The following is a 12,927-nucleotide window of genomic DNA, read 5'->3' as shown; positions in this document are numbered from 1 at the left end:
CTCGGGCGTCAATCCGATCTCAGCGATCTCAGGCCGCCTTGGCCTTGCGATTCAGGATATCGAGCAGGGCATCGACCCGGGCCAGACGCGCCTCCTCCTGCTCCATCTCGGCGTTGAAGCGCAGGGTGTCGGCGCCATCCAGCCGGTACTGATCCGGGTGGCGCTGGATCAGCTCGACCAGCGTCATCGGGTCGACCTGCGGGTCGGCTCCGAAGATCACCCGGCCACGCTCTGGTCCGGCCTCGAGCCGCGCGATACCCAGGCGTTCGGCGCGCTGGCGCAGTCGGGTCTGGCGGAACAGCGTCTTCAGCGGTGCCGGCAGCAGGCCGAAGCGGTCGATCATCTCCACCTGCAGCTCCTTGAGTTCGCCTTCGTCGGCGGCGCTGGAGATACGCTTGTACATGATCAGGCGCTGCTGGATATCGGGCAGGTAGTCATCGGGGATCAGCGCCGGCAGATTGAGGCTGATCTCGGTGCCATCGTCCAGCGGTGCCTCGATGTTGGGCGTCTTGCCGGCGCGGATCGCCTTCACTGCGCGATCGAGCATCTGCATATAGAGGCTGTAGCCGACCGTCTCCATCTGACCGCTCTGCTCGTCGCCGAGCAGCTCGCCGGCACCGCGGATCTCCATGTCGTGGCTGGCCAGGGTGAAGCCGGCCCCCAGATCGTCGCTCTGGGCGATCGCTTCCAGACGCTTGATCGCGTCCTTGGTCATCACCTTGGGCGAGGGGGTCAACAGATAGGCGTAGGCCTGGTGGTGGCTGCGCCCGACCCGGCCGCGCAGCTGATGCAACTGGGCCAGGCCGAACTTGTCGGCGCGCTCGATGATGATGGTATTGGCGCTGGGGACGTCGATACCGGTCTCGATGATGGTCGAGCAGACCAGCACATTGAAGCGCTTGTGGTAGAAATCCGACATGACCCGCTCCAGCGCACGCTCGGGCAGCTGGCCGTGGGCCACGCCGACCCGCGCTTCGGGTACCAGTTCGCGGATCTTGTCGGCGCTGGCCTCGATGGTGCGCACCTCGTTGTGCAGCAGGTAGACCTGACCGCCGCGCAGGATCTCGCGCAGCAGTGCCTCCTTGATCACCGCTTCGTTGCGGTTCTGGACGAAGGTCTTGACCGAGAGTCGGCGCGCCGGCGGCGTGGCGATGATCGACAGATCGCGGATGCCGTTCATCGCCATGTTGAGGGTCCGCGGGATAGGTGTGGCGGTGAGGGTGAGAATATCGACCTCGGCCCGCAGCTGCTTCAAGCGCTCCTTCTGCGCCACGCCGAAGCGGTGCTCCTCGTCGATGATCATCAGCCCCAGGTTGGGCAGCTTGATCGATTTCGACAGCAGCTTGTGGGTGCCGATGACGATATCGGCACGCCCCTCGGCGATGCGGGTCAGGGCGTCACTCTCGCCCTTGCCGCCGGTGAAGCGCGAGAGCATCTCGATCTGTACCGCGGTGTCGGCGAAGCGGTCGCGGAAATTGTCGTAGTGCTGCTGGGCAAGCAGGGTGGTGGGCACCAGGACCACCACCTGACGCCCGGAGCTGACCGCCAGGAAGGCCGCGCGCATGGCGACCTCGGTCTTGCCGAAGCCGACATCGCCGCATACCACGCGATCCATCGGCCTGGGGGCGGTCATGTCGTGGATCACCGCCTCGATCGCGGCCTGCTGATCCGGGGTCTCCTCGAACGGGAAGCTGGCGGCGAAGCGTGCGTACTCATCCCCCGGCATATCGCTGGCGAAGCCCTCGCGGGCCTCGCGTCGGGCGTAGATGTCGAGCAGCTCGGCGGCGGTGTCGCGCACCTTCTCGGCGGCCTTGCGCTTGGCCTTGTCCCAGCTGTCGGAACCGAGCTTGTGCAGCGGCGCCAGCTCGTCGCTGGCACCGGCGTAGCGCGAGATCAGTTGCAGGTTGTCCACCGGCACATAGAGCTTGGCCCCGCCGGCGTACTCCAGGGCCAGGAATTCGGCTGCCTGGCCGCCGGCGGTGAGTGTCTCCAGTCCCAGGTAGCGGCCCACGCCGTGGTGCTGGTGAACCACCGGCGAGCCGGGGCGCAGCTCAGACAGGTGGCGCACCGCCAGCTCGTTGTCGTCGGTGGTCTTGGCGCGCCGCCGCGACTGACGCACCACCTCGCCGTAGAGCTCGGTCTCGGTGATCACCGCGAGCTCGGGGTCGCCCAGCCACAGGCCCTCGTCGAGCCCGCCTTCGCCGATGGCATAGGGCATGCTGCCATCGAGGAAAGCGTGCCAGTCATCGACGTGGGGCAGGCTCAGGTGGAGCGGTGCGAGCGCCTCTTCCAGCGCCTCGCGCCGCCCGCGGGATTCGGCCACGAACAGTATGCGCAGGCCCTGGTGGCTGGCCAGGAACTGTTCGAGGGTGGCCAGCGGCTGCTGGGCGCGGGCATTGATCGCCACCGCCGGCGGGGTCTGGGTGGCGCTGTCAGTGGCATGGCGGCTATCCGTCTCGGCGATGAACTCGAGCCGCGGGTGGCGCTTGATCGCGGCGAACACCTCGGCCACCGGGACGAAGGCCCGTGCCGGCGGCAGCAGCGGTCGGGTGGGGTCGACGCCGAGATTCTCATAGCGGCTCTCGATCGCGCGCCAGTGGCTCTCGGCGGCGGCGTACGCCTCGGGCAGCAGCGCGACCCGGGTGCCGGCATCGAGATGCTCGAACAGGGTGGCGGTCTCCTCGAAGAACAGCGGCAGGTACTGCTCGAGGCCGGGCGAGGGGATGCCCTTGAGCGCGTCGACATAGAGCGGGCACTGGCGCGGATCGACGTCGAACAGCGTCTCGAAGCCCTCGCGGAAGCAGGCGATCGCGGCGCGCGACAGCGAGTACTCGTGGGCCGGCAGCAGTTCGATCCGCTCGATCTTCTCCTGGGAGCGCTGGGTGTCGGGGTCGAAACGGCGCAGGGTGTCGATCTCGTCGTCGAACAGGTCGATGCGCAGCGGCGCATCGGTCCCCATCGGGAAGAGATCGATCAGCGCGCCGCGCATGGCGTACTCGCCGGGCTCGTAGACCGTCTCCACTGCGCGGTAGCCGGCGCGAGACAGGCGTTCGCGAAAGCCTTCGCGGTCGAGCCGTTCGCCAGTGGTCAGCGTCAGTACGCGGCCGGCCACGTAGTCGCGCGGCGGCAGGCGCTGCATCAGGGTATTGATCGGCACCAGCACGATGCCACGGGTACCCTCCTGCAGCTCGCGCAGGGTGCGCAGGCGGGCCGAGACGATGTCCTGGTGTGGCGAGAAACTGTCGTAGGGCAGGGTCTCCCAGTCCGGGAAGGGCATCACCGGCACCCGGGCGTAGAAGCGCAGCGCGCTCTCCAGGCGCTGCGCCGCCGCCGTGTCGGGGGTGATGACCAGCAGCGGCGCGTCGTCGGCCAGGCGCGCCAGGGTCAGCGCCAGCGCGCTGCCGTGGGGGCGCTGGCAGTAGATCGTTTCACGCACGCCCTGGGGTTGTGGCGGCGAGAGAGGGCTGAATTGCGACATGGACCTTTCGCTAGCGGAATTGAACAAGACAGTGGCACGGCCGGGCTAGGCGACGGCCGCCGCGCGATGGCCCTTCATGATAGCAGGGGGCGGGCGTGAGCGGGACGCGGCCGCCGCTGACACGGTCGCCTGTAGTCAAACTACAACGCTTGCGACTACGCAGTGATTGCGGCTTGTCTCGTAGGTTACCGATAATGCTCGGGTTTTTGGACGAGCCGGGGCGCTGTCAGCGCCTTCCCGGCGATCGACGACGATGACACAGAAGAGAGACCCGGCCGTGAGTCAGCAACAGCTCGAGCACGTTTTTCAACAGTGGCAGGACAACGAAGCGCAGGCGGAAGAGATGATTCCGCTGCTGGGCAAGCTCTACCGCCAGTACAACGTGATCCCGTCGCTGTTCGGACGCTCGCTGATCAACCGCTCGGTGACGCGCATCCTCAAGAACCATCGCTATGTGCGCAAGGTCGAGGGTACCGAGCTCACGGTGGCGGATACGCTGCCCATGGTGCGCGCGATGACCGAGCTCGACCTGGGGCCGGCGCACATCGACATCGGGCGTCTGGCGGTGGCGTTCAAGCATGCCGGCGAGTCCGACGTGCGCGCTTTCCTCGAGCGTGAGCTGGCCGACATCATCGGTGGCCACGACGCCAGCGGCATGGGTGGGGAACCCCAGGACGTGGTGCTCTACGGCTTCGGCCGTATCGGCCGTATTCTGGCGCGGATCATGATCGAGAAGGCCGGCGGCGGCAACCTGCTGCGACTGCGGGCGATCGTGGTGCGCGGCAGCGGCGACGATCTCGAGAAGCGTGCCAGCCTGCTGCGCCGCGACTCGGTCCACGGACCTTTCTCGGGCTCGATCGACGTCGACCGCGAGCGCCAGGCGCTGATCGCCAACGGTCACGTGATCCAGGTCATCTATGCCGACGCGCCGGCCGAGGTCGACTACACCGCCTACGGCATCGACCATGCCATCGTCGTCGACAACACCGGCAAGTGGCGCGACCGTGAAGGGCTGTCCCAGCATCTGGCCGCCAAGGGCGTGGCCAAGGTGCTGCTGACCGCACCGGGCAAGGGCGATCTCAAGAACGTGGTGCACGGTATCAACCACGCCACGATCGGCGACGACGACCGCATCGTCTCGGCCGCCTCGTGTACCACCAACGCCATCGTGCCGGTGCTCAAGGCGATGGACGACGAGTTCGGCATCGTCCACGGCCACGTCGAGACGGTGCACTCCTATACCAACGACCAGAACCTGATCGACAACTATCACAAGGGCGATCGCCGCGGGCGCAGTGCACCGCTCAACATGGTGTTGACCGAGACTGGCGCGGCCAAGGCGGTGGCCAAGGCGCTGCCCGAGCTTTCCGGCAAGCTCACCGGCAACGCCATTCGCGTGCCCACCCCCAACGTCTCGATGGCGATTCTCAATCTGACGCTGGAGCGGGGCACCGAGCGCGAGGCGCTCAACGAGTACCTGCGCCAGACTGCGCTGCACTCGCCGATGCACAAGCAGATCGACTACGTCGACTCCCCCGAGGTGGTATCGTCGGACTTCGTCGGCAACCGCCATGCCGGGGTGATCGATGCCAAGGCGACCATCGCCAACGACAAGCATGCGGTACTCTACGTCTGGTACGACAATGAGTTCGGCTATAGCTGTCAGGTGGTGCGCATCCTCCAGCACATGTCCAACGTGCGCCATCGCTACCTGCCGGCCACCCCCTGAGGTGGCCGCCGCCAGCGCGGCATGAGTTAGACTTTGGTCGTAGACAAGTCCCGGCGCCGTCGGGACTTTTTCGTTATTGTGGGGGGAGTGAAGGGGCTGGATGAGTGGTCTTTCGGGGCCTCTCTCATTATACTGGTGCGCGTTTTTTGGCGTGGTCCGTGCCGCGCACGGGTCATGGAAGTCACCCTTTCTGATAAGAAAAGCATTCGAAGTCCGTGACGCTGTCTCCTGACTCCACGGCGCTACCGCGGTCGAGCGGGGGTGCCTCGGCGTCCGTCGAAACTCTTTCCTTACGTCAATCAGATTCGATAACTGGGCGAGACTATGATCGAAGTCAAACGAGGCCTGGATCTCCCCATCGCGGGGGCGCCGGAGCAGCGTATCGACGCCGGACGAGCCGTGCGTCACGTGGCGCTGCTCGGGACCGACTACGTCGGCATGAAGCCGACCATGGAGGTCCGCGAGGGCGACCGCGTCAAGCGGGGCCAGCTGCTGTTCACCGACAAGAAGGTGGCGGGTGTGCGTTTTACCGCCCCGGGCGCGGGTGAGGTGGTGGCCATCCATCGCGGCGAGAAGCGGCGTCTGCTGTCGGTGGTGATCAAGCTCGACGAAGACGAGCAGAGCGTGAGCTTCACCGCCCACGGCGCCGACGCGCTGGCGAGCCTGTCGCGTGAGCAGGTGGTCGAGCAACTGGTCGAATCGGGGCTGTGGACGGCACTGCGTACGCGTCCGTTCTCGCGCACCCCGGAGCTCGATGCGGTGCCTGCGGATCTCTTCGTCACCGCGATCGATACCCATCCGCTGGCGGCGGACCCCAAGGTGGTGATCGATGCCGATGCCGAGGCGTTCCGCCACGGTCTGCAGGCGCTACGCCACCTGACGCCGGGCAAGGTGTTCGTGTGCCGCCGAGGTTCGGCGCAGCTCCCGGGCGACGAGCTCGAGGGTATCCAGGCCGAGGGCTTCGACGGTCTGCATCCCGCCGGTCTGGTGGGGACGCACATTCATCATCTGTCGCCGGTCGGCCTGCAGCGTCAGGTCTGGCATCTCGGCTACCAAGACGTGATCGCGGTGGGCAAGCTGTTCGTCGACGGCGTGCTCGATACCAGCCGTGTGGTGGCGATCGGCGGCCCGCGGGCCAACAATCCGCGTCTGGTGCGTACGCGTCTCGGCGCCAGCAGCAGCGAGCTGCTCGACGGCGAGATCGTCAAGCCAGAAGATACCCGCGTGATCTCGGGGTCGGTCTTCGGTGGCAGTCAGTGCGAGGGCAGTCGCGAGTTCCTGGGGCGCTTCCACAACCAGTTCTCGCTGCTCGAGGAGGGCAACAAGCGTGCCTTCATGGGCTGGCTCTCGCCGGGGCGCAATCGCCATTCGGTGATGGGCATCTATGTCTCCCAGTTCCTGGGGCTGCCCAACTATGCGCCGAACACCTCGACCAATGGCTCCGAGCGCGCCATGGTGCCGATTGGCGCCTATGAGAAAGTCATGCCGCTGGACATCCTGCCCACGCAGTTGCTGCGCTCGCTGATCGTCGGCGACATCGAGACGGCCATGCAGCTCGGCTGTCTCGAGCTGGATGAGGAGGATCTCTCGCTGTGCACCTATGTGTGCCCGGGCAAGTACGAGTACGGTCCGATCCTGCGTGACAACCTGACCATGATCGAGAAAGAGGCCTGACGGAGATGAGGATTCGCAACTTGCCTGATGTCCCGACCTCGTACGAGTACGGTCTCGTTCCGGGTCCACGTGACAACCTGACCATGATCGAGAAAGAGGCCTGACGATGGGTATTCGCAACACGCTCGACAAGCTGGAGCCTCATTTCGAGAAGGGCGGGAAGTACGAGAAGTTCTACGCCCTGTATGAGGCGGTGGACACGATCTTCTACTCGCCGCCCAGCGTCACCAAGAGCATGACGCACGTGCGCGACGGCATCGACCTCAAGCGCATCATGATCACGGTGTGGCTGTGCACCTTCCCGGCGATGTTCTTCGGCATGTACAACGCCGGCTATCAGGCCAACACCGCCATCGCCAGCGGCTTCCAGGCCATGGGCGGCTGGCGCGAGGCGATCACCCTGGCACTGGCCGGTAGCCACGATCCGGGCAGCATCTGGGCCAATTTCGTGCTCGGGGCGACTTTTTTCCTGCCGATCTACTTCGTCACTTTCGTGGTCGGCGGCTTCTGGGAAGTGCTGTTCGCGATCAAGCGCGGCCATGAGGTCAACGAAGGCTTCTTCGTCACCTCCGTGCTGTTTGCGCTGACCCTGCCGGCGACCATTCCGCTGTGGCAGGTGGCGCTGGGCATCAGCTTCGGCGTGGTGATCGGCAAGGAGATCTTCGGCGGCACCGGCAAGAACTTCCTCAACCCGGCGCTGACCGGGCGTGCCTTCCTCTATTTTGCCTACCCGGCGCAGATCTCGGGCGACAGCGTGTGGGTGCCGGCCGATGGCTACACCGGCGCGACCGCGCTCTCCAACGCCGCGCTCAACGGCATGGATGGCCTGCACCAGCAGTACAGCTGGCTGGACGCTTTCTTCGGTTTCATCATGGGGTCCATGGGCGAGACCTCGACCCTGGCGATCCTGCTCGGCGCGGCGGTGCTGCTGCTGACGCGTATCGCTTCCTGGCGCATCATGGGCGGTGTCATGCTCGGCATGATCCTGACCTCGGCGCTGTTCAACGTCGTCGGCTCCGACAGCAATCCGATGTTCGCGATGCCGTGGTACTGGCACTTGGTGCTGGGGGGCTTCGCCTTCGGCATGGTGTTCATGGCCACCGACCCGGTGTCGGCCTCCATGACCAACCCTGGCAAGCTGATCTTCGGTGTCCTGATCGGCGTGATGACGGTACTCATCCGCGTCGTCAACCCGGCGTTCCCCGAGGGCATCATGCTGGCGATCCTGTTCGCCAACCTGTTTGCGCCGCTCATTGATCACATCTTCGTGCAGGCCAACGTCAAGCGGCGTCACAAGCGCCTGGCTGCCGTGCTGCCCGCCGAGAAGGAGGCTGTCTGATGGCGAGCAACAACTCGATCAAGAAGACGCTCATCGTGGCATTTTCGCTCTGCGTGGTGTGCTCCGTGGTGGTCTCGTCCGCTGCGGTGGTGCTCAAGCCCAAGCAGGTGCAGAATCAGGAGCTGGACCGCAAGTCCAACATCCTGCAGGTGACCGAGCTCTACAAGCCGGGTGACAACGTCGACAAGAAGTACGCCGAGCTGATCACCCCGCGTGTCGTCGATCTGAAGACCGGCAAGTACGCCGACAATCTCGATCCCGAGACCTATGACCAGTTCGAAGCGGCCAAGGACCCGGCGACCTCTCGCACCCTGTCGGGGCAGGAGGATCTGGCCGGTATCGGGCGTCAGGAGAACTACGCCACGGTCTATCTGGTCGGCGATCCCGACGACCCCGAGCAGATCGTGCTGCCGATCCGCGGCCAGGGGCTGTGGGGCCTGATGGAGGGCTTCTTGTCGGTGCGCGGCGATGGCAATACCATCGTCGGGCTGTCCTACTATGATCAGTCCGAGACCCCCGGACTCGGCGGCGAGGTGGACAACCCGCGCTGGAAGGCCAAGTGGGATGGCAAGAAGATCTACGCCGACGGCGACTATCAGGATCCGAAGATTCATCTCGTGAAAGGCGGCGCCAGCGGCGAGTATCAGGTCGATGCGCTGTCGGGTGCCTCGCTGACCAGTCGAGGCGTCACCAACATGTTGCGGTTCTGGCTGAGTGACGAGGGCTTCGCGCCCTATCTCGCCCGGTTCCATGACGATTCCCAAGGAGGAGCGTGACCATGGCCAAAGACTCCGTAAGAGACGTCGTCCTCTCGCCGGTGTTCAAGAACAACCCCATCGCGCTGCAGGTGCTGGGGATCTGTTCGGCGCTGGCGGTGACCAACTCGATGAGCGTGTCGCTGGTCATGGGGCTGGCGGTGATCGCGGTGACCGCGTTCTCGAACCTGTTCGTCTCGCTGATCCGCAACCATATCCCGTCGTCGATCCGCATCATCGTGCAGATGACGATCATCGCCTCGCTGGTGATCGTGGTCGACCAGGTGCTGCGTGCCTACGCCTACGACATGTCCAAGCAGCTGTCGGTGTTCGTCGGTCTGATCATCACCAACTGTATCGTCATGGGGCGTGCCGAGGCCTACGCCATGCAGAACGGCCCGGTGATGAGCTTCCTGGACGGGGTCGGCAATGGTCTCGGCTATGCCGTGATCCTGCTGATCGTGGGTTTCGTGCGTGAACTGCTGGGCTCGGGCAGCGTGTTCGGCATGACCGTGCTGCCGACGGTGCAGAACGGCGGCTGGTACGTTCCCAACGGCCTGATGTTGCTGCCGCCGTCGGCGTTCTTCGTCATCGGCCTGTTCATCTGGGTGCTGCGCTGGTTCAACCCGGAGCAGGTCGAGAAGACCGAATACCGCATCGTTGCCAACAGCAAGGCCAAGATCAAGGAGACCGCCAATGTTTGAGCACTACGTTAGCCTGTTCGTGAAGGCGGTCTTCGTCGAGAACATGGCGCTGGCCTTCTTCCTCGGCATGTGTACCTTCCTCGCCGTGTCGAAGAAGATCTCCTCGGCCATCGGTCTGGGCATCGCGGTCGTGGTGGTGCTCACCATCACGGTGCCGATGAACAACCTGATCCTCAACTATCTGCTCAAGGCGGGCGCGCTGAGCTGGACCGGCATCCCCGGGGCCGACAAGATCGACCTCAGCTTCCTGGGGCTTCTGAGCTACATCGGCGTGATCGCGGCGATCGTGCAGATCCTGGAGATGTTCCTCGACAAGTTCGTGCCGGCGCTCTACAACGCGCTGGGTGTCTTCCTGCCGCTGATCACGGTCAACTGCGCCATCATGGGTGCGTCGCTGTTCATGGTGCAGCGCGACTATACCTTCGGCGAGTCGGTGATCTACGGTGCCGGTGCCGGCGCTGGCTGGGCGCTGGCGATCATGGCCCTGGCGGGTATCCGTGAGAAGCTCAAGTACAGTGACGTGCCGGCGAGCCTGCAGGGTCTCGGCATCACCTTCATCACGGCCGGTCTGATGTCGCTGGGCTTCATGTCCTTCTCCGGCATTCAGCTCTGACGCCCAACGCAATCTAGGCAAATAGGAAACCGACATGGTCGATACATCTATCATCGTGCTCGGCGTCGTCATGTTCACCGTGATCGTGCTGGGTCTGGTTGCGGTGATCCTGGCCGCGCGCTCGCGGCTGGTGAGCAGCGGCGACGTGGCGATCGAGATCAATGGCGATCCCGACAACACCGTGACCACCCAGGCCGGCGGCAAGCTGCTGCAGACGCTGGCCGCCAATGGCATCTTCCTGTCGTCGGCGTGCGGCGGCGGTGGCACCTGCGCGCAGTGCAAGTGCCGGGTCCAGGAGGGCGGCGGTTCGATCCTGCCCACCGAGGAGTCGCACTTCACCATGCGCGAGAAGAACGAGGGTTGGCGTCTCTCGTGCCAGGTGCCGGTGAAGCAGGACATGAAGATCCGCGTGCCCGACGAGGTCTTCGGGGTGAAGAAGTGGGAGTGTGAGGTCATCGAGAACCCCAACGTCGCCACCTTCATCAAGGAGCTCAACCTGAAGCTGCCGGAGGGGGAGGAAGTGGCTTTCCGTGCCGGCGGCTACGTGCAGCTGGTGGCACCGCCCTACGACGTCAAGTTCTCCGACTTCGATATCGAGCAGGAGTACCGCGGCGATTGGGAGAAGTTCGGGCTGTTCAACATCTCGCACAAGAATGACGAGGAGATCATTCGTGCCTACTCGATGGCGAACTACCCGGAAGAGAAGGGTATCCTCAAGTTCAACATCCGTATCGCCACACCGCCGCCCAAGTCGAGCCATCCGCCGGGGCTGATGTCGACCTACGTGTTCAGTCTCAAGGCGGGTGACAAGGTCACGGTCATGGGGCCGTTCGGCGAGTTCTTCGCCAAGGATACCGACGCCGAAATGGTATTCATCGGTGGTGGCGCCGGCATGGCACCGATGCGTAGCCATATCTTCGACCAGCTCAAGCGTCTCAAGTCCAAGCGCAAGATGTCGTTCTGGTACGGTGCACGCTCCTGGCGCGAGACCTTCTACAACGAAGAGTACGACCAGCTGGCCGAGGAGTTCGACAACTTCGACTGGCACCTGGCGCTCTCCGATCCGCAGCCGGAGGACAACTGGGAGGGCCCGACCGGGTTCATCCACAACGTCCTCTACGAGAACTATCTCAAGGACCATCCGGCGCCGGAGGATTGCGAGTACTACATGTGCGGGCCGCCGATGATGAACGCCTCGGTGATCAAGATGCTCACCGATCTCGGGGTCGAGCCGGAGAACATCATGCTGGATGACTTCGGCGGATGACGCCGCGACCCACGCGCAAGATGGCAGGGCCAATCCTTCGGGGGTTGGCCCTGCTGTCGTTGGTCATGGCGATGGCCGTGGTGCTGGCCGGCTGCCAGCGTGAACCGCAGTCCTATCGGCTCGAGGGGCCGATCTACGGCACCGGCTTCCACATCACCTTCTACGGTGACTACGACGACGCCCAGCTTGCGCAGATCGAGGACTCGGTCAAGGCGGCGCTGCAGCAGGTCGACCAGCTGATGTCGACCTACAAGCCGGACTCGGAGCTGTCGCGCTTCAATCGCACGCCGGTGGGTGAGCCCTTCACGCTGTCGCCGGAGACCGCAGCGGTGATTCGCGAGGCGATCCGTATCGGCAAACTCTCCCATGGCGCCTTCGATGTCACCGTGGGCAATGCGGTCAATCTGTGGGGATTCGGCCCCGACAAGCATCCCGATCGGGTGCCGGATGACGCCCAGATCGCCCAGGCCCTGAAGTCGGTGGATTACCGCGCGCTCGAGCTCGACGGCAATACCCTGACCAAGACCAAACCGGTCTATGTCGATCTCTCGGGGATCGCCAAGGGCTATGGTGTCGATCAGGCAGCCCGGGCGCTCGAGGCCGCCGGGGTCGAGCGCTATCTGGTCGAGGTCGGCGGCGAGATCCGCACCCATGGTGACAAGCCCGGCGGTGAGCCGTGGCGGATCGCGGTGGAAAAACCGATCTCGTACGAGCGCAGCGTGCAGCGTATCATTGAACTCGACGCTGCCGCCGTCGCCACCTCGGGGGACTACCGCAACTACTTCGAGGATGACGGCGAGCGCTATTCACATACCATCGATCCGCGCACCGGGCGGCCGATCAAGCACCATCTAGTGTCGGTGACGGTCATCGCCCCTGACTGCATGACCGCGGACGCCCTGGCCACGGCGATCGACGTGCTCGGTCCCGAGGCGGGCATGCAGATGGCCCAGCGGGAAAAGCTCGCGGTCTATCTGGTGGTCAAGACGGCCGATGGGTTCGAGACGCGGGCATCCGACGCCTTTCAGGCCTATCTCGCGGACGCCGATGAGGAGACGCAATCATGATGATCTGGATTCTGGCCTTCGCTCTCATGCTGCTGCTGGTTGCCGGCATGGCGATCGGGGTCATTGTGGGGCGCAAGCCGATCAGTGGCTCCTGTGGGGGACTCAACACCCTGGGATTGAAGGACGGCTGTGACATCTGCGGTGGCAACGACCAGGTGTGCGAGGAGGAGAGCCGCAAGAATGCGGTGGGCGCACGTCGGCGCAGCGACGAGAATCGTGGCGCCGATCTCGGTTACGACGCCATCAAGCGCTGAGCCGGGCCGCCGTATGGTGGCCCCGGTTGCCGTCTCGAGAGTCGATA

At 64.6% G+C, this 12,927-nt stretch carries 10 protein-coding genes; 9 read left to right on the top strand and 1 reads right to left on the bottom strand.

What is annotated here, in order from left to right:
* Positions 1-28: 28 nt before the first annotated feature.
* Complete coding sequence (gene mfd / locus DOM67_RS13280) at positions 29-3,478, bottom strand: transcription-repair coupling factor (RefSeq protein ID WP_110676695.1); 3,450 nt, start codon at positions 3,476-3,478, stop codon at positions 29-31.
* Positions 3,479-3,755: 277 nt separating this feature from the next.
* Here mfd and DOM67_RS13275 point away from each other — a divergent pair, with 277 nt between their 5' ends.
* The 9 genes from DOM67_RS13275 (at position 3,756) to nqrM (ending at position 12,880) form a co-directional block, all read left to right on the top strand.
* Entirely contained in the window at positions 3,756-5,207 is a 1,452-nt protein-coding gene (locus DOM67_RS13275; protein WP_110676692.1) for a glyceraldehyde-3-phosphate dehydrogenase, read from the top strand.
* Positions 5,208-5,531: 324 nt separating this feature from the next.
* A complete protein-coding gene (locus DOM67_RS13270) occupies positions 5,532-6,881 on the top strand; it encodes a Na(+)-translocating NADH-quinone reductase subunit A (protein WP_110676690.1) in 1,350 nt (449 codons plus the stop codon).
* A gap of 106 nt (positions 6,882-6,987) precedes the next feature.
* Entirely contained in the window at positions 6,988-8,220 is a 1,233-nt protein-coding gene (locus DOM67_RS13265; protein WP_110676688.1) for an NADH:ubiquinone reductase (Na(+)-transporting) subunit B, read from the top strand.
* The gene (locus tag DOM67_RS13260) at positions 8,217-8,996 is read left to right on the top strand and encodes a Na(+)-translocating NADH-quinone reductase subunit C (RefSeq protein WP_110676686.1); all 780 of its coding nucleotides are present in this window, start codon (positions 8,217-8,219) and stop codon (positions 8,994-8,996) included. Before DOM67_RS13265 ends, DOM67_RS13260 begins: the two co-directional genes overlap by 4 nt.
* 2 nt (positions 8,997-8,998) lie before the next feature.
* Positions 8,999-9,679, top strand: coding sequence for an NADH:ubiquinone reductase (Na(+)-transporting) subunit D (locus tag DOM67_RS13255; protein WP_110676684.1), 681 nt, complete (start codon positions 8,999-9,001; stop codon positions 9,677-9,679).
* Positions 9,672-10,292: an NADH:ubiquinone reductase (Na(+)-transporting) subunit E gene (gene nqrE / locus DOM67_RS13250; RefSeq protein ID WP_035474533.1), complete on the top strand. Its 621-nt coding sequence runs from the start codon at positions 9,672-9,674 to the stop codon at positions 10,290-10,292. Before DOM67_RS13255 ends, nqrE begins: the two co-directional genes overlap by 8 nt.
* Before the next feature lie 34 nt (positions 10,293-10,326).
* Positions 10,327-11,559, top strand: coding sequence for an NADH:ubiquinone reductase (Na(+)-transporting) subunit F (nqrF, locus tag DOM67_RS13245; RefSeq protein WP_110676682.1), 1,233 nt, complete (start codon positions 10,327-10,329; stop codon positions 11,557-11,559).
* Entirely contained in the window at positions 11,556-12,626 is a 1,071-nt protein-coding gene (locus DOM67_RS13240) for an FAD:protein FMN transferase (protein WP_232825256.1), read from the top strand. Before nqrF ends, DOM67_RS13240 begins: the two co-directional genes overlap by 4 nt.
* Complete coding sequence (nqrM, locus tag DOM67_RS13235) at positions 12,623-12,880, top strand: (Na+)-NQR maturation NqrM (RefSeq protein WP_110676680.1); 258 nt, start codon at positions 12,623-12,625, stop codon at positions 12,878-12,880. The genes DOM67_RS13240 and nqrM overlap by 4 nt, the downstream gene beginning before the upstream one ends.
* Positions 12,881-12,927 lie beyond the last annotated feature (47 nt).

Source organism: Salinicola sp. RZ23 (assembly GCF_003206675.1).
Lineage (GTDB): Bacteria > Pseudomonadota > Gammaproteobacteria > Pseudomonadales > Halomonadaceae > Salinicola > Salinicola endophyticus.
The sequence above is the reverse complement of the archived record's forward strand: the minus strand, read 5'-3'. Positions and strand labels throughout refer to the sequence as shown.